The sequence below is a fragment of the Streptomyces subrutilus genome (assembly GCF_008704535.1).
Classification (GTDB): domain Bacteria; phylum Actinomycetota; class Actinomycetes; order Streptomycetales; family Streptomycetaceae; genus Streptomyces; species Streptomyces subrutilus.
The window spans coordinates 185,164-201,319 of the sequence record NZ_CP023701.1; the positions used below are offsets into that span (position 1 = coordinate 185,164).

General features: G+C 75.7%; 18 protein-coding genes. 4 read left to right on the forward strand and 14 right to left on the reverse strand.

The genetic code is table 11. The annotated features are described in order from the left end of the window. Positions 1–360 precede the first annotated feature (360 nt). The 6 genes from CP968_RS00850 to CP968_RS00875 form a co-directional block, all read right to left on the reverse strand. Entirely contained in the window at positions 361–522 is a 162-nt protein-coding gene (locus CP968_RS00850; RefSeq protein WP_150516156.1) for a carbohydrate-binding protein, read from the reverse strand. 89 nt (positions 523–611) lie between these two features. Then, positions 612–1,541: a DMT family transporter gene (locus tag CP968_RS00855; RefSeq protein ID WP_150516157.1), complete on the reverse strand. Its 930-nt coding sequence runs from the start codon at positions 1,539–1,541 to the stop codon at positions 612–614. A gap of 220 nt (positions 1,542–1,761) precedes the next feature. Then, entirely contained in the window at positions 1,762–2,628 is an 867-nt protein-coding gene (locus CP968_RS00860; protein ID WP_150516158.1) for a thioesterase II family protein, read from the reverse strand. Further along, entirely contained in the window at positions 2,625–3,974 is a 1,350-nt protein-coding gene (locus CP968_RS00865) for an acyl-CoA synthetase (protein ID WP_150516159.1), read from the reverse strand. Before CP968_RS00865 ends, CP968_RS00860 begins: the two co-directional genes overlap by 4 nt. A 531-nt stretch (positions 3,975–4,505) precedes the next feature. Continuing rightward, a complete protein-coding gene (locus tag CP968_RS00870) occupies positions 4,506–5,297 on the reverse strand; it encodes a polysaccharide deacetylase family protein (protein WP_150516160.1) in 792 nt (263 codons plus the stop codon). A gap of 157 nt (positions 5,298–5,454) precedes the next feature. Further along, the gene (locus tag CP968_RS00875) at positions 5,455–5,781 is read right to left on the reverse strand and encodes a MerR family transcriptional regulator (protein ID WP_150516161.1); all 327 of its coding nucleotides are present in this window, start codon (positions 5,779–5,781) and stop codon (positions 5,455–5,457) included. 528 nt (positions 5,782–6,309) lie between these two features. On the opposite strand from CP968_RS00875, the gene CP968_RS00880 reads away from it, so the two are divergent. Further along, positions 6,310–6,696: an STAS domain-containing protein gene (locus CP968_RS00880; protein WP_150516162.1), complete on the forward strand. Its 387-nt coding sequence runs from the start codon at positions 6,310–6,312 to the stop codon at positions 6,694–6,696. Positions 6,697–6,770: 74 nt separating this feature from the next. Here CP968_RS00880 and CP968_RS00885 read toward each other — a convergent pair whose 3' ends face one another. Both CP968_RS00885 and CP968_RS00890 read right to left on the reverse strand, forming a co-directional pair. After that, complete coding sequence (locus CP968_RS00885; protein WP_150516163.1) at positions 6,771–6,974, reverse strand: hypothetical protein; 204 nt, start codon at positions 6,972–6,974, stop codon at positions 6,771–6,773. A 99-nt stretch (positions 6,975–7,073) separates the two neighbouring features. Continuing rightward, positions 7,074–7,394, reverse strand: a complete 321-nt coding sequence (locus CP968_RS00890; protein ID WP_189828993.1) for a hypothetical protein — start codon at positions 7,392–7,394, stop codon at positions 7,074–7,076. 157 nt (positions 7,395–7,551) lie between these two features. Here CP968_RS00890 and CP968_RS00895 point away from each other — a divergent pair, with 157 nt between their 5' ends. Further along, on the forward strand, positions 7,552–8,052 hold the full coding sequence (locus CP968_RS00895) for a GNAT family N-acetyltransferase (protein ID WP_150516164.1): 501 nt from the start codon (positions 7,552–7,554) through the stop codon (positions 8,050–8,052). Here CP968_RS00895 and CP968_RS00900 read toward each other — a convergent pair. Continuing rightward, complete coding sequence (locus CP968_RS00900; protein WP_150516165.1) at positions 7,997–9,040, reverse strand: AraC family transcriptional regulator; 1,044 nt, start codon at positions 9,038–9,040, stop codon at positions 7,997–7,999. The two genes, CP968_RS00895 and CP968_RS00900, sit on opposite strands and share 56 nt — an antisense overlap. Positions 9,041–9,190: 150 nt before the next feature. Here CP968_RS00900 and CP968_RS00905 point away from each other — a divergent pair, with 150 nt between their 5' ends. Continuing rightward, positions 9,191–9,742, forward strand: a complete 552-nt coding sequence (locus tag CP968_RS00905) for a flavoprotein (protein ID WP_150516166.1) — start codon at positions 9,191–9,193, stop codon at positions 9,740–9,742. Between the two features lie 63 nt (positions 9,743–9,805). Here the strand turns inward: CP968_RS00905 and CP968_RS00910 are convergent, their stop codons facing one another. Beyond that, positions 9,806–10,981, reverse strand: a complete 1,176-nt coding sequence (locus CP968_RS00910; protein WP_150516167.1) for an epoxide hydrolase family protein — start codon at positions 10,979–10,981, stop codon at positions 9,806–9,808. Positions 10,982–11,273: 292 nt separating this feature from the next. Here CP968_RS00910 and CP968_RS00915 point away from each other — a divergent pair, with 292 nt between their 5' ends. Beyond that, positions 11,274–11,942 carry a ScbR family autoregulator-binding transcription factor gene (locus tag CP968_RS00915; protein ID WP_229886791.1) on the forward strand — a complete coding sequence of 223 codons (669 nt, stop codon included), beginning with the start codon at positions 11,274–11,276 and terminating at the stop codon, positions 11,940–11,942. A 136-nt stretch (positions 11,943–12,078) separates the two neighbouring features. Here the strand turns inward: CP968_RS00915 and CP968_RS00920 are convergent, their stop codons facing one another. The 4 genes from CP968_RS00920 to CP968_RS00935 form a co-directional block, all read right to left on the reverse strand. Further along, the gene (locus CP968_RS00920) at positions 12,079–12,810 is read right to left on the reverse strand and encodes an SDR family oxidoreductase (protein ID WP_150516168.1); all 732 of its coding nucleotides are present in this window, start codon (positions 12,808–12,810) and stop codon (positions 12,079–12,081) included. A gap of 91 nt (positions 12,811–12,901) precedes the next feature. After that, positions 12,902–13,474: a YbaK/EbsC family protein gene (locus tag CP968_RS00925; protein ID WP_150516169.1), complete on the reverse strand. Its 573-nt coding sequence runs from the start codon at positions 13,472–13,474 to the stop codon at positions 12,902–12,904. A gap of 34 nt (positions 13,475–13,508) precedes the next feature. Continuing rightward, complete coding sequence (locus tag CP968_RS00930; protein ID WP_150516170.1) at positions 13,509–14,699, reverse strand: anhydro-N-acetylmuramic acid kinase; 1,191 nt, start codon at positions 14,697–14,699, stop codon at positions 13,509–13,511. Then, a complete protein-coding gene (locus CP968_RS00935; protein WP_150516171.1) occupies positions 14,696–16,126 on the reverse strand; it encodes an MFS transporter in 1,431 nt (476 codons plus the stop codon). The genes CP968_RS00930 and CP968_RS00935 overlap by 4 nt, the downstream gene beginning before the upstream one ends. Positions 16,127–16,156: the final 30 nt, after the last annotated feature.

Here is a 16,156-nt window from a genome sequence, read left to right on the forward strand (position 1 = left end):
ATCGCGGGTGGGAGGTGGGCGGGCTGCCGTGCGGGCCGTGCCCGCGCCCGGCGGTACGAGCGCCGGGGGCGGGGGTCCACCGGACGTCGGGCGGGCCGGCGTGAAGGGTGCCGGCCGTGGCGTCCGGTTGCCGTACGGTCCGAGCGGCAGCTCATCGTGCCGCCGGGGCCCGGGTCGAGCGACGACGGGGCGTCGCACGGGACGGGGCCCGCTCCGGGGGCCCGAGCCGCTCACCGCCGCGGACTCCCGACCTCTCGCGTATGACCCGGGATCCGGACGTCAAACGCACCTCGCGGCACCTTTTCTGAGCGGTGGTCAGCACAGCGGCCCGGGCCCTCCCCGACGGCGCGCAGGCGGAGGTCAGCCGGTGTACTTCTGCCACACCTTGACGGTGGTCTTCGGGTTGCTCGCCGAGTTCGACTTGTGCGCCGTGAGGCAGCGGTACTGCTGGCCCAGGTGGACGACCCGGTCGTTCTGGGCGTACTGCCGGTTGACTTTCCACTCCGAGAATCCTGCTGCCATGGGGGCTCACCTTTCGCCGGGCCGGCTCGCTGCCGGCCCGGCTGATCCTCGCACCCTTCGTACGGCCCCTCCGCCACGGGCCGCGGCCGTCAGCTCGCGGCGGGCCCTTCCGGGGCTCCGGCGGGAGCGGGGCGGCGGCCCCGGTGGCGGGAGACGCCGACGCCGGCCAGGCAGATGGCGCCGCCCAGGAGGGTCAGCCAGCCGGGGATCTCGCCCAGCACGAGCCAGGCGATGAGGACCACGGTGGCGGGCACCGCGTAGGTGGTGGCGCCCATCCTGCCGGCGGTGGTGCGGGCGAGGGCGTAGGTCCAGGTCGTGAAGGCCAGGGCGGTGGGGAAGAGACCGAGGTAGACCATGTTCAGGGTGGCCGACAGGGGGGCGTGCGGCAGCTCGGCGAACAGTTGCCCGGCGAAGGGCAGGGTGACGGCCGTGCCGACGAAACAGCCGTACGTGGTCACCTGGATCGGGCTCGCGTACGCCAGGGCGGGCTTCTGCGAGACGACACCGGCGCCGTAGGTGAGCGCGGCCACCAGGCAGAGCAGGACCCCGCCGAGCGAAGAGGACCCGCCCCCGGAGGTGGACAGGCCCACCACGGCGGCACCGGCGAACGAGACGCCCATCCCCGCGAGGAGCATGGGCGGGAAGCCCTCCTTCAGCAGCCATCCGCTGAGCAGGGCGATCACGATCGGGCCGATGTTCACGATCATGGCGGCGGTGCCGGCGTCCACCAGTTGCTCGCCCCAGTTGAGGGCCACCATGTAGAGCCCGAACCAGAGGATGCCGGAGCCGAGGATGCCGGGCCAGGCCTGCCGGGGCGGGAAGGGGACCCGCCGGACGGCGAGGACGATGCCGAGGGCGAGCGACGCCGTCAGCAGGCGCCCCAGCGCCAGCGCGCCGGGCGAGTAGTCGGCCGCCGCGGCGCGGATGGACACGAAGGCGGAGGCCCACAGCACGACGGTGAGGGAGGCCGCCGCGAGGGCACGATGATCGGTTCCGGGGACTCCGGCCGTTTGATCCATGCGGGTCAACGTACCCAGGGGGCGCCCCCGCTGCCCACCGCGTTTCACCGGCCCCGTACGGCCCGACCGGTGGGCGGTCCGTACGGCACCGCGCGCGCACCGTACGGCCCGCCCAGCGCCCCGCGCGGGACCGCGACGGGCTCCCGCGGGACGGCGACGGGTCGTCGCCCGGCCCGTCGGCGCGCACCAAGGGATCCGGTGCGCGCAGACGGCTCCGGCGCTACCGCGCGGCCGATCCGTCCTGGGCGGGGGCGGCCGCGAAGGAGGCCAGGTCCTCGCGGAGCGCGCGGACCACCGCGTCCTGGTGCTCCGTCAGGTAGAAGTGCCCGCCCGGGAACCCGCGGAAGGTGAACGCGCCACCGGTCAGCTCCCGCCAGGCCATCGCCTCGGCCACGGTGACCTGCGGGTCCTGCTCGCCGCACAGCACGCTGACGGGGACGCGCAGGGCCGCGTCGGCGGAGGCGGGCGCGGGCGCGTAGCGGTAGGTGTCCACCGCCCGGTAGTCCGCGCGCAGCGCGGGCAGGATCACCTCGCGGAACCCTTCGTCGGCCAGCAGCCCCGGGTCGGTGCCGGCCAGCGAGGTGAGCTGGGCGAGCAGTTCCTCGTCGCTGCGGACGGGCGCGGCGTCCGGCCGGTGCGTCAGCGGGGAGCGCCGGCCGGAGAGGACCAGCCCGCGCAGGCCCGTGGCACCGTCCGCCTCCAGCCTGCGCGCCAGCTCGAAGGCGACGAGGGCGCCCATGCTGTGCCCGAAGAGCACCAGGGGCTGTCCGAGCCAGGGCTCAAGGGCCCGGTGCACCCCGTCGACCATGGCGTGGATGCTGTCGGGCGCGTCCTCCCCGAACCGGTCCTGGCGGCCCGGGTACTGCACCGTGAGCACCTCGGCGTGCGCCGCCAGCTCCTGCGAGAAGGGGAAGTAGAACGACGCGTTCCCGCCGGCGTGCGGGAGCAGCACCAGCCGCGGGGCGGGTGCGGTCGGGGCCGGGTGGAACCGGCGGATCCACGGGTCCGGCTGCGGGCCGGGCCGCGGTACGGCCGGTCGCGGGTCGGGGGCGCTCGCGCCCGGGGCCGTGGGGTGCGCGGTGGTCATGTCCGCTCCTCGAACTCGTCCGTCAGCAGCCGCTTCTTCTGCGGCTTGCCCATGGCGTTGCGCGGTACCGCGGTGATGAACCGGACCTCGCGCGGCCTCTTGTGTACCGACAGGTGCGCAGCGACGAAGTCGGTGAGCTCGGAGCCCGTGACTCCGTCCGCCACGACGAAGGCGACGATCCGCTGGCCCAGGTCGGGGTCGGGGACTCCGACCACGGCCGCCTCGCGGACCCGGGGGTGGTCCAGCAGGGCGTTCTCGACCTCGCCCGCGCCGATCCGGTACCCCCCGGATTTGATCATGTCGAGGGAGGCGCGGCCCACGATCCGGTGGACGCCGTCCGCGTCGGCGGCCGCGATGTCGCCCGTTCGGAACCAGCCGTCCTCGGTGTGCGCTGCGGCCGTGGCCTCCGGGCGTCCCAGGTACGCGGAGAACAGCGTGGGTCCCGTCAGCTGGAGTTCGCCGATGTCCGCGCCCGGCTCGGCGGCGATCCGGGTGCGGATGCCGGGCAGGGGCGTGCCGACCGTGCCGGGGCGCACCTCGGCGCCCGCGCGGCCGCTGAGGGTGATCAGGGTCTCGGTCATCCCGTACCGCTCCACGGGCCGGTGGCCGCTGAGCGCGTGGAGATCGCGGAAGACGGGGGCGGGCAGGGCCGCGCTGCCCGAGACCAGGAGGCGGGCTCCGGACAGGGCGGCGGCCGCCTGCGGCTCGGCGGCGATGCGGGACCACACGGTCGGCACCCCGAAGTAGAGGCTGCCGCCCGCAGCCGCGTAGGCCTCGGGGGTGGGGCGGCCGGTGTGGACCAGGCGGCTGCCGGTGCGCAGGGCGCCGAGTACGCCGAGGACCAGGCCGTGCACGTGGAACAGCGGCAGGCCGTGCACCAGGGTGTCGGCGGCCGTCCACTGCCAGGCGTCGGCCAGCGCGTCGAGGTCGGCGGTGAGGGCGGCGGAGCTGAGCACGACGCCCTTGGGCGGCCCGGTGGTGCCGGAGGTGTACAGGATGAGCGCCGGGTCGCCGGGCGCGGCCGGCTCCGTCGTCCCGTGGTCGCCGCGGCGGGCGAAATCGGCCTCGATCGGGGTCGCGCCGGAATCCCGCAGGATGTGCTCGCGCTCGGCGGGTCCGGCGTCGGGCGGCACCGGTACGCAGGGCACCCCGGCCAGCAGCGCGCCCACGACGGCGGCGACGGTCTCCAGGGAGGGCGTGGCGCTCACCGCGACCGCGCGGGCTCCCCCGATGTCGGCGGCCACCGCGCGGGCGGCGCCGAGGAGGTCCTCGTAGGAGGAGGTGCGGCCGGCGACGGTCACCGCGTCCGGGCGGTCTCCGTGGGCGCCGGTGAGGGCGGTCAGCATGGCGGCAACTTCCCTGCGCGAGGCGGCGGTGGGTCCGGGCGTCAGCCTACGGGTGCGCGGCGCCCGTCCCGTACACGCCCGCCTTGTGTCCGGCGGCAGTTGGGGATCCGGCGGACCGGAGCGCGGGCCGCGAGCGGGGTCGCGGCCCGCGCCGACGGCGCCCGGCGGGGAGCGTCGCCGGGCGGTCGGCGAAGCCGGTGGGGCGAACGGGCTCCGGGCCGTGGCGAGCCCTGCGCAACCCGTCCCGTCGCCCCCGGAACGCGGCCCGGGCGCCGTACGGCCGGGCCCGGCGCGGGGCCCCCGCCGCGTTGGCCTTGCGCGGCACCGGCGAGGACGCGCACGACCCGGTGGGCGGCGGTCCGCAGGTCGTCGGCGCTCGTCTCGCCGCTATCCGGCAGGGAGACGGGCGTCTCGGCGCAGCTGCTCCACCCCTACGCCGGGCCGGTTGCGCGGTCGGGGCGGCCCCGGGGTCCCTTCCGGCACCCTGTGCGGCTCGGCGGCCGGGCGGCGGCCGGTTCGCGGGGCCGGTCGTCAGGGCGCGGTGCGGGCCGGGAAGGTGAAGGTGTAGCCGTGCGCGGTGAGCCAGGGCAGGTACTGTCCGAGCGCGGCGACGGTCTCGCTGCGGTCTCCGCCGCCGTCGTGGAAGAGGACCGTCGGCCGCACGGGCAGGGCGCCCTCCACCGTGGAGACGATGGCGGGCAGGCCGGGCCGGCTCCAGTCCTTGGGGTCCACGCTCCAGCCCAGCGGCCGCATGCCGTTCGCGGCGGCGATGGCACGGCTGTCGGGGGTGAAGGCGCCGCCCGGCGCCCGGTAGTAGTCGACGGCGACGCCCGGCACCGCGTTCTCGATCATGGCCTTGGCATCGAGGATCTGCCGGCGCTGGTAGGCCACGGATTTGTGGTCCATCGTGACGTCGTGGTCGACCGAGTGGTCGCACAGCCGGTGTCCCGCGGCGGCGACCTCGCGGACGAGTTCCGGGTGGGCGCGCGCACTGGTTCCGATCATGCAGAACGTGGCCTTGACCTTGTTCTGTTCCAGCACCTTGAGGACCCGCGGGGTCCAGCGGGGGTCCGGGCCGTCGTCGATCGTGATCGCGATGGCGCGCCCGGCGCCCTGGGCGAGCCGCGAGATGCCGAGCGGGACGGGAGCCGCGGCGGGCGCCGCCCCGCCGGGCGCGGCCGCGGCTTCGTCGCGTGCGGCGGGGCGGTCGGTCGCGGCGAGGGCCGGCGCGCCGCCGACGGCGACGAGAGCCAGTGCGGCCGCTGCCGCCGCCCTGACGCGTGTCCGCCGTCGCCGGGTCCCGGCGGTGCTGGTGCTGCTCATGAATGCGGTGTTCCCTTGCGCTCGGCCCCCTGGTTCCACGGTGCCGGTCCAGGCTAGGGAGGCCGTGGCGGGATCTCTTCCCCCGTTCGGCCGATATGCGGGCGCCCGGGGCCGCGACCGGTCCGGGTCGGGGACACGGGCACGGGCGGGCCGCGCTTCAGATGGTCGTCGGCGGGGCGGCGCGGCGGTACTCGGCGTTGATCCGCTGGGCCTCTTCGAGCTGGTCCTCCAGGATGACGATGCGGCACGCGGCTTCGACGGGAGTGCCCTGGTCGACGAGTTCGCGGGCGCGGGCCGCGATGCGCAGCTGGTAGCGCGAGTAGCGGCGGTGGCCGCCCTCGGAGCGCAGCGGGGTGATCAGGCGGGCCTCGCCGATGGCCCGCAGGAAACCGGGGGTGGTGCCGAGCATCTCGGCCGCCCGGCCCATCGTGTAGGCGGGGTAGTCGTCGTCGTCGAGCCGGCTGAGCGGGTCGTCTACGGTCATCGCACCTCTCTGTGGAACGCGCCGAGGGCCCTGGCGCCGAACGGCACCAAGGCCCCGAGGAACTTCTCACGCCGTCGGTGCGAGGGCGCACGCCACTCGCCTCCACACCTGGCTAGCCGAAACCATAGCCCTCCGACCGTCACATGTCTATCACGACCGCGATAGATTTCCGCATGTTCGATGGTGAAGTAATCAGGTTCGAACGGGTCGGAACCACCCGACCGACGGCGCGCGACGGACGCCACGGGGCCACCACCCGCTCCACGACTCCCCCCGAAGGTCCGGCTCGCCCGCCATCGCCCTTACGAGCCGCAGCACGTGCGCCCTCACGCTTCGCACGCGCGCCGGTAGAGAAACCGTGGCCAGGCGGGTGTCTAATCTCTACTCCAGCCAAGGTAGATTTCTACCTGCTGGAGGGCGAGGAAATCAGCAGCGGCCTCCGTACCCGCGTCACCACCCGAAGATGATCTGAAGCCACGGGCAGCCCCGCGCGCCCGTTCGACCGATGCGACCCGAGGAGTCACCACCATGACCGAGCACCCTGCCCGGCAGGCAGGCGGGGAGGACATCACCGTGGACGTCCTGGACCACGCCGTCACGGTCCGGCCCACCGGCGAGATCGATCTCGAACGGGCCTCCGTCCTCGCGCTCGCCCTCGCCGAAGGCCTTTCCCACGCCTCACCGAGCAGGCCTCTGGTGGTCGACTGCGGCGGCCTGACCTTCTGCGACTCCTCCGGCCTCAACGCCTTCCTGTCCGCCCGGCGCACGGCGGAGAAGACCGGCACGGTGATCCGCCTGGCCTCCCCGAACCAGCAGTTCCGGCGCCTCTTGGAGATGACCGGGACCACGGCCCTGTTCTCCGTCGAGCCGGACCCCGCCGATCGCCGGTCGGCCGACGGAGCGTCCGCCGACTAGGACGGCGCCGCGGTCCGCCGGGAACGGTACGCCCGCGGGAGGAGCCGTCGAGCGGCGGGCACCGGGCGCGGGCGTCAGGCGCGACCGAACCGGTCCCCCTGCTCCTCGCGCCGGCGGCCCGGCGGGCCCGCGGGCCGGGGGACGGCGCGGCCCGCGCGCAGCCATTCGCGCTCCAGGCGGTCGTAGATCGGGGAGTCGGACTCCGTCCAGGCCGGTCCGAGCGGTCGCGGGACCCGGGCCGTTGCCTGCGGGGGCGGGGCGAAAGTCGTTTCCTGCATACCGGGTCAACGATTCTGCTGCCCCGGGTGTGGCGGCGCGTGACCGTTTCGTCACCACCCTGTCCCACGTGCGGCTGTCGGGCAGTCGGCCTGTGGGTCTCAGCGGGTGCCGCGCCGCCAGCCCGGCCGGTCTCCCACGGCCCAGGAGGCGGCTGCCGTGCGGCGGGCCGCCGCGTCCCGCCGACGGGCGGCCTCGCGGCGCGCCGCACCCCGCGCCTCGGCCCGTGTCCGGTCCCCGGCGCCGGCGGCCCGCGCGGCCAGGACGGCGGCGAGGGCCACCGCGACCGCGGCGACCTCCTCGGGCGCCGGCTCCCCGCGGGTGATGTGCCAGGCCGGTGCGGCCGGGCCCGCCCGGCCCCCCGCACCCCGGGACCGTGCCGGGTCCCTCTGCCGCTCGTGCTCGTCGTCCGCTGGCGTCATCGGACGCTCCTCCGTCCTCGGGAGGGGTGCCCGACGCGCGCATGCGGCGGGCCCCTCCAGACTCCCCCTCCCCCGGCCCGGTTTCCTCCCCTCGGCCGCCGCGGAGGCCCGCGGACCCTCCGGGCCCGATCCCGCGGGCCGAAGTTACCCTGAGGTCATGTCTGGAACCGTGCCCTCCAACGCACTTCGCCTCGCCCCCGTCACCGAGCAGAACCTGGCCGCCGTCCTGGCCGTGCAGGTCCGCCCCGATCAGCGGCACCTGGTGTCCCCCGTGGTGAAGTCGCTGGCCGAGGCGTACGTGCACGGCGAGGTCGCCTGGCCGCGGGCCGTCGTCGACGGCACGGAAGTGGTCGGCTTCGTCATGGCCTTCCTCGACATCGTCTGGGACCAGGAGAAGGACCCCGACGACCGCCGTTCCGGCATCTGGCGGTTGAACATCGACGCCGCCCACCAGGGCAGGGGCTACGGCCGCTTCGCCGTCGGCGCGGTCCTCGACGAGCTCCGCGGCCGCGGCGCCGGTCCGGCGTACGTCTCGTGGGACACCGGCGCGCACTCCCCCGAACCGTTCTACCTGGGCCTGGGTTTCCGTCCGACCGGGGAACTCAGCGGGGGCCAGCGGGTCGCCGTCCTGCCCTTGGACGCGTCATCGGCTCGGTGAGCACCACCGTGCGCGGCGCCCGCGCGGCCGGCTCGAACGCGGCCGGCGCGGTCGCGCCCGCGCGGAACTCCCGCGGGCTGACGCCCCGGACCCGCTTGAACGCGGTGGACAGGGCGAAGGCGCTCCCGTAGCCGACCTTGCGCGCCACCGTCGCGACGGTGGCGTCGGGTTCGCGGAGCAGGTCGGCCGCGAGGGCCAGGCGCCAGCCGGTCAGGTAGGCGACCGGGGGTTCGCCGACGACCTCGGTGAAGCGGCGGGCCAGGCCGGCCCGTGAGACGCCGACCTTGAGGGCGAGCTCTTCCACGGTCCAGCCGTGTTCCGGGCTCTCGTGCAGCAGGCGGAGCGCCGGGCCGACCACGGGATCGCCCTGCGCCCGGTACCAGGGCGGGGCGTCCGAGCCGGGGGCTTGGAGCCAGGCCCGGAGCACGCCGATGACGAGGAGGTCCAGCAGCCGGTCCAGGACGATCTCCTGGCCCGGTTCGTCGCGGGAGATCTCGGCGCTGAGCAGGGTGATGAGGGTGGAGTCGGCCGCGCCCGCGGGACGCACCAGGACGGTGGGGAGCGCGCCGAGCAGGCGGCGGCCGATCTCGCTCGGCGCCTGGTAGGTGCCGCTGAGCATCACGGCCGAGCCGGCGTCCCGGAGTGGTTCGCCCCAGGTGCGGACGCCCAGGGACATCGAGTCGCTGACGTCCCGGCCCTCCTCGTCGCTGCACCGCTGGTCCGGGCCCACGGTGATCTGGACCGGGCTGTCGGGTGCGTCGGCGACGCCGTAGCAGTCGGGACCCCTGACGACCGCCACGTCGCCGGGGCCGATCCGCACGGACTCGCCGTCGTCGGGCAGCAGCCAGGCCGAGCCGTGGACCATGGTGACCACCGACAGCGGGGCGCGGTCCTCGATCCGCAGCGACCAGGGCGGGTTCAGCACGGACTTGAGGAGGAAGGCGCCCCGGGCCTTGGGGCCTTCGAGGAGTCCGGTCAGCGTGTCCATGGGCCCATTGTCCCCGGAGCCGTACACCGCCGGTCGGGCTCGCGCGCCATCCGGGCCCCCGCCTCGCCGGGGCGGGCCGGTCCGGTGGGAACGGGAGGGTCCTCGACCCTCCAGCGGACTCAAGGGCATTCCATATGATCATATTGTTCGATGACCACGAAGACTCTCTACCTGCTCTGCTCGGCCGCACCGCCCGTCTTCGAGGTGGCGCACGTCATCGAGGACGCCCAGGCACGGGGCTGGGACGTGTGCCTGGGACTGACCCCCACGGCGGCGCACTGGCTCGCGGCGAGCCTCGACGGGCTGGCGGCGCTGACCGGGCACCCGGTCCGCTGGCAGTACAAGCTCCCCGGCGAGGAGGACGTGTGGCCCGCGGCCGACGCCCTGCTCTACGCCCCCGCCACCTTCAACTCCGTCAACTGCCTGGCCCTGGGGCTCACCGGCCGCTTCACCGTCGGCGTGGCCGCCGAGGCCGTCGGCAAGGGCACCCCCTTCGCCGTCATGCCGTGTACGAACGCCGCGCTCGCCGCGCACCCCCGGTTCGAGCAGTCCCTGTCCGTGCTGCGCGGGGCGGGCGTCCGGGTCCTCTACGGCGAGGGCGGATTCACCCCCGGTCCGGCGGGCCCCGACGCCCCCGCGCACTTCCCGTGGTCGGCCGCCCTCGACGCCGTGGACCGCGCCGCGGGCCCGGCGCCGGCCTGAGGTCCGTCCGCCGGCAACCGGCCTGCGGCGCCGGGGCCCCGGTGACCCGCCCGGCCCCGGGGCTCAGCCGCGCAGCGTCCGGAAGAAGGCCCGTACGTCCCCCACCAGCAGGTCCGGTACCTCCATCGCCGGGAAGTGGCCACCGCGGTCGAAGGTGGTCCAGCGGACGATGTGGTCCGTGCGCGCGGCGACGTGCCGCAGCGGGATGAAGTTGTCGTGGGGGAAGTCGGCGAGCGCGGTGGGCGTGCGCGACTCCTCGGGCGGCTGTCCGGCGTAGTCGGCATGGGCCCGCTCGTAGTAGATCCGGGCCGCCGAACCCGCCGTCCCCGTCAGCCAGTAGAGCATCACGTTGGTCAGGGTCCGGTCCCGGTCCACCGGGCAGCCCGGGTCCGCCCACTCGGCGAACTTCTCGGCGATCCAGGCCAGCAGCCCGACCGGCGAGTCGTTGAGCCCGTACGCGAGGGTCTGCGGCCGGGTCGCCTGGATGTCGGCGTACCCCTGCCGGTCGCGGGTCCAGGTCCGCTGCCGCTCCCAGGAGGCCAGGGTCCGCGCGCGCTCGGCCGGGTCGAGCGCGGCCAGCTCCGCCGGGTCCGGCTCACGGGTCGCCCCGGCGCCCGGCAGCAGGTTCAGGTGGACGCCCAGCACCCGGTCCGGCTTGAGTCGGCCCAGCTCCCGCGAGATCGCCGCGCCCCAGTCGCCGCCCTGCACGCCGTACGACCGGTAGCCCAGCCGCTCCATCAGCGTTCCGAAGGCCCGGGCGACGCGCTTGAACTCCCAGCCGGTCTCGGCCGTGGGTCCGGACAGGCCGAAGCCCGGGATGCCGGGCAGCACGAGGTGGAACGCGTCGGCGGGATCGCCGCCGTGGGCCCGCGGATCGGTCAGCAGGTCCGCGACCTCCTGGAACTCGACGATCGAGCCGGGCCATCCGTGCGTCATCAGCAGGGGCGTGGCGTCCGGCTCGGGCGACCTGAGGTGTGCGAAGTGCACCCGGGCGCCGTCGACGGTCGTGGTGAACTGCGGCCAGGAGTTGAGCCGCGCCTCGGCCGCCCTCCAGTCGTACCCGTCCCGCCAGTACTCCACGAGCGAACGCATCCGCTCCAGCGGTATCCCGTACGCCCAGCCGACGCCCGGGAGCTCGTCGGGCCAGCGCACCCGGGCCAGCCGCTCCCCCAGGTCGTCCAGTTCCCGCTGCGGCACGTCCAGCCGGAACGCGTGCAGGCCCGCTCCACGATCGCTCATGGGGCGTCATCGTAAGTGCATCCGCGGCCCCCGGTCCGGGACCGGGGCGCTCGCCGCGGTCCGGCGCGGCCGCCCACGCGGCCACGCGGCCACCCGGCCGCCGAAGAGTAATATCCCTTAACCATACGAACCCGCCCGAACCGCTCCCCGTTCGGCTCCAGTCCATACCAGTTGACTGGTTTCCTTCGGCCCGCCCCGGCTACATTGGCCCCGTGCCGACCGGCGTCCCCGGCGGCGGCCGCCGCAGCGGGCGAAGTCGCTGACGACCAGAGGGCTACAGGGAGACGCGGACGTGGCGAGGGCCAGGCAGGAACGGGCGGAGATCACCCGCCAGGCCATCCTCGACGGCGCCGCCGTCGCCTTCGAGCGGACCGGCTTCGACGGCACCAGCCTCACCGACGTCGTCCGGAACGCCGGGGTCACCAAGGGCGCCCTCTACTTCCACTTCCCCTCCAAGGAAGCCCTCGCCCGCACCCTGATGGACGAACAGTTCCGGGTGGCGGAGGGCATCGCGGCCGTCGAGGACCGCGGGCTGCAGACGGTCATCGACCTCACCCACCGCGTGGCGCACGGCCTGCGCACCGAAGCTCGCGTCCGGGCCGGCATCCGCCTCGTCATCGAGTTCGGCTCCTTCACCGACCCGGATCCCGGCCCGTACGACACCTGGATCGACACCTGCCACAGTTGCCTGGTGCCGGCGCAGGTGCGCGGCGACCTCGATCCCGGTCTCGACCCGCACGCCCTGGCGACCCACCTGGTGGGGGCCTTCACCGGGATCCAGGTCACCTCGCACGTGCGTACGGGCCGCGACGACCTGCACACCCGGATCCTGGACATGTGGCGGTTCCTGCTCCCGGGCATCACGCCCGCGCACCGCATCCCGCACCTCGACCCGGCGGGCTCGCTGCGCTGCCGCACCGAACTCGGCCTGCCCGGCCCGCGTACGGCCACCACCGGCTGACCCACGAGCCCAGGACGGCCCCGTCCGCCCCCGGTGGACCACGGGGGTGCCCGCCTACGGGCGGACGGGGCCGTCCTGCCGTCCCTTCGCCGCCCCGCCCCTGCGGGCCCCCGCCGGCAGGGCGGCCCGAAGGGCCTCAGAGGCCGCCGGATACCCGCAGGACCGCGCCGGTCGTGTACGAGGCGTCGGCGGAGAGCAGCCACGCGACGGCTCCCGCGATCTCCTCCGGCCGTCCGGCCCGGCCCATGGGGACGGCGGCGGCCACCCGGGCCGGCCGCTGCGGGTCGGCGTGGAACCCGGTCCACACCGTGCCCGGTGCGACGCAGTTGACCCGGATGCCCTGGGCCGCGACCTCCTTGGACAGCCCTACGGTGAGCGCGTCGACGGCGGCCTTGGCCGCCGCGTAGTGCACGTACTGGCCGGGGGAGCCGAGCGTGGCCGCGGCGGAGGAGATGTTGACGACGGCGCCGCCTCCGGTGCGCGTCATGTCGCGGACCGCGCGCCGCGCGCAGAGCAGGTAGCCGAGCACGTTGACGTCGAGCGCGCGGCGCAGCCCGGCCGTGTCCGCGTCGGCGAGGGTTCCGTTGGGTCCGCTGATCCCGGCGTTGTTGACGAGGCCGGTGACGGGGCCGAGTCCGGCGGCGGTGTCGAAGAGGTGGTCGACGGCCGCTTCGTCGGCGGTGTCGACGCGGACGGCGAGGCAGTGGCGGCCGGCCCGCCGGACCGTGTCGGCGGCCTGCTCGGCGGCCTCGGCGTCGGAGTGGTAGCCCAGGACGACGTCGTGGCCGTCGGCCGCGAGGCGGGCGCAGACCGCGGCGCCGATGCCGCGGCTGCCTCCGGTGACGACGGTGAGGTGGCGCTGGTCCAAGGGGGGTCTCCGTCCGGTGGCGCCGTCCCGCGGCGCGGCTGATCGACTGGCCGCCCGCGGACCGGGCGGCGCGGCTGCGGCGCCGTCCGGTTCAGGCGGGGTCCTGGACGCAGAGGCCCTCGACGGGTTCGGCGCGCGGCAGCCGGGCGAAGAACGCGCCGGGGGCGATCAGCTTGCCGCGGCGGCTGCCGCTGCCGACCAGTACGTACGGCATGTCCGCGACCGCAGGGTCCACCAGCAGCGGCCAGTCGGCGGGCAGGCCGACCGGGGTGATGCCGCCGTGCTCCATGCCGGTGAGCTCGACCGCCGTGGCCATGGGGGCGAAGGACACCTTGCGGGCGCCCAGGTGGCGCCGCACGACGCCGTTGACGTCGATCCGGCCGGCGGAGGGGACCAGGCAGGCCGCGAGGGTGGTCTCGCCGCCGCGTTTGGCGGCGACGACGACGCAGTTGGCCGACTGGCCGAGCAGCTCGGGTCCGTAGTGCGCGACGAAGGCGGCGGTGTCCGCGATGGCCGGGTCCGTGTCGACGTAGAGGACCTCGTCGGCTCCGGCGGCGTCGTCGGCGTGGAGGCCGCGCACCGCTTCGGCGACGGGGCGGGTGAGGTCGGCGAGGCAGTCGGCCGCGGGGCGGGCCTGCTCGAAGGGACCGATGGGAGCGCGCATGTCCGTACGGTAACAGCGGCTCCCGACCGGAATGTCACCCCCCTGGCGGCCGGTCGACGACCAGGGCGGCGGGGGCGCGTGGCGGGCGGGGCGGCAGCTCCAGCGGGCGCCGGCCCGGGGTGAGGGAGCCGAGGACGCGCGGCCCTTCGGCGCCGGTGCAGTCGGGGGCGTTGCCGGGCAGGCCGTGCAGGGTGAGGAAGCCGAGGACGGCGAAGGCGTACGCCTCCTTCGCCGCGACCGGCAGACCGAGGGCGTCGGAGGTCAACAGGGTGGTGCGGGCGGGCAGTTCGGCGCGGAGCATGGCCATCAGGACGGGGTTGCGGGTGCCGCCGCCGGAGGCGATGACCTCGGTGGCGGCGAGGGGGCGCAGGGCGTCGGCCACGGTGCGGGCGGTGAGGCGGGTGAGGGTGGCGAGCAGGTCGGGGGTGGTGGGGCGGTCGGCGCCGTGCAGGACGGTGCGCAGGTAGCCGGGGTGGAAGAGTTCCTTGCCGGTGGTCTTGGGCGCGGGCAGCCGGTAGTACGGCTCGGCGAGCAGGCGCCGCAGCAGCGGTTCGTGGACGCGGCCCCTGGCGGCGAGGGCGCCGTCGTGGTCGTAGCCCAGGCGGCCGCCGGTCGCCTCGTGCGCGGCCGCGTCCAGCAGGGCGTTGCCCGGGCCGGTGTCGAAGGCGACGGGGGTGCCCGTGGCGGGCAGGGCGGTGAGGTTGGCGATGCCGCCGATGTTCAGGGCGGCGGGGACGCCGGGGCGCCCGCGCAGCAGCATGGTGTCGATCAGCCCGACCAGGGGCGCGCCCTGGCCGCCTGCGGCGACGTCGCCGGGGCGGAAGTCGGCGACGACGGGGCGGCCGGTGGCTTCGGCGATCCATGCGGGCCGGCCGAGCTGGAGGGTGCCGCGGACCCGGCCGGCGGAGACCCAGTGGTAGACGGTCTGCCCGTGCGAGGCGATCAGATCGGTGCGGCCGGAGCACAGTTCGCGGTCGGCGCGCACGGCGAGGTCGGCGAAGGCGCGGCCGATGCCGGTGTCGAGGCGGCACACGTCGGCCATGGTGGTCGGGGCGGGCGGCAGGGCCGCGGCCAGGGCGCGGCGCAGTCGCGCGTGGTAGGGGGCACTGACCATGCCGAGCGGGGTCAGGCGCAGGGTCTCGCCCGTGGCGTCGAGGGTGAGGTGCGCGGCAGCGGCGTCCACGGCGTCGTGGGAGGTGCCCGACATCAGGCCGAGGACCCTCATCGCAGGGGCTTCCGGTGGTCGTCGCCGCGCAGGGTCGCGAGGGCCAGGGCGCTGAGGGCGCAGGCTCCGGCGGCGTAGTGGGCGGGGATGTCGGGGTCGCCGGTGAGCTCGGTCAGGGAGGTGATGACGAGTCCCGCGCAGCCGGCGAAGACGGCGTTGGCCAGGGCGTAGGCGAGTCCGAGGCCGGTGCAGCGGACGCGGGCGGGGAACATCTCGGCGAGCATGGCGGGGCCGGGTCCGGCGAGCAGGCCGACCGTGGCGCCCGCACCGGCCAGGGCGGCGGCCTTGGTGACGGAGCCGGCCGCGGGGTCCTGGAGCAGGTGCAGCAGCGGCAGGGCGAGGAGGACGACGGCGAGGGCGCCGCCCAGCATGACGGGGCGGCGGCCGACGCGGTCACTGAGCCGGCCGGCGGGCAGGATCGAGGCGGCGAAGCCGAGGTTGGCGCAGGCGGTGGCGGCCAGGGCGTCCCTGAGGGAGGCGCCGAGGGTGGCCTGGAGGTAGGACGGCAGGACGACGAGGAAGGTGTATCCGGCCGCCGACCAGCCCATCACGCGGCCGACGCCGAGCACGACGGCCCGGGCGGTGGCGAACCGCTCCGCGCCCGGTCCGGCGGGGGCCGAGACGGGCGCGGCGTCGGCCGGGGTGTCGGCCGGGGCGGACCCCTGCGGTACGGAGCGGCCGGGGCCCGGGGGGTCCGCCGGGTGCGGGGCCTGCGGTACGGGCGGCCGCGCCGCGCTCGGGCCGACGGCTCCGGGCAGGGCGGGCTCCGTCAGGCCGGTGCGCAGCCACAGTGCGGCCAGCCCGAGCGGCAGGGCCAGCAGGAACGGTACGCGCCAGCCCCAGGCGGTCAGGGCGGCCGGGGTGAGCGCCGAGGCGAGCAGGGCGGCGGTCCCGGCTCCGGCGAGCAGGCCGAGGGCGACGGTGAAGGACTGCCAGGCTCCGTAGCGACCGCGCCGGCCTGGTGGGGCGTACTCGGTCATGAGGGCCACGGCGCCGCCGAACTCGCCTCCGGCGCTGAGGCCTTGCAGGGCCCGGAGCAGGGTGAGCAGCCAGGGCGCGGCGGCGCCGATCGTCGCCTGGGTGGGCAGGAGGCCGATCAGGGTGGTGGCGAGGGTCATCAGCGCGATGACGAGGACCAGGGTGGGGCGGCGGCCGACGCGGTCGCCGAGCCGGCCGAAGAGCAGGGCTCCGGCGGGGCGGAAGAAGAAGGCCAGGGCGAAGGAGGCGTAGGTGGCGATCAGCGGGCCCGCGCCGCCGGGGGAACCGGCGTGCGGGGTGAAGAAGTGGCCGGCGAGGACCGTGGCGAAGCAGCCGTAGACGCCGAACTCGTACCACTCGACGAAGTTGCCGGCCGATCCGGCGAGCAGTGCGCGGCCGGGCCGGGTGTCGGCCTGCGGCGGCGCGGGGCGCAGTACGGGAGGACTCACCCGTGCTGGGTGCCCGGTCGTGGCGTCGGG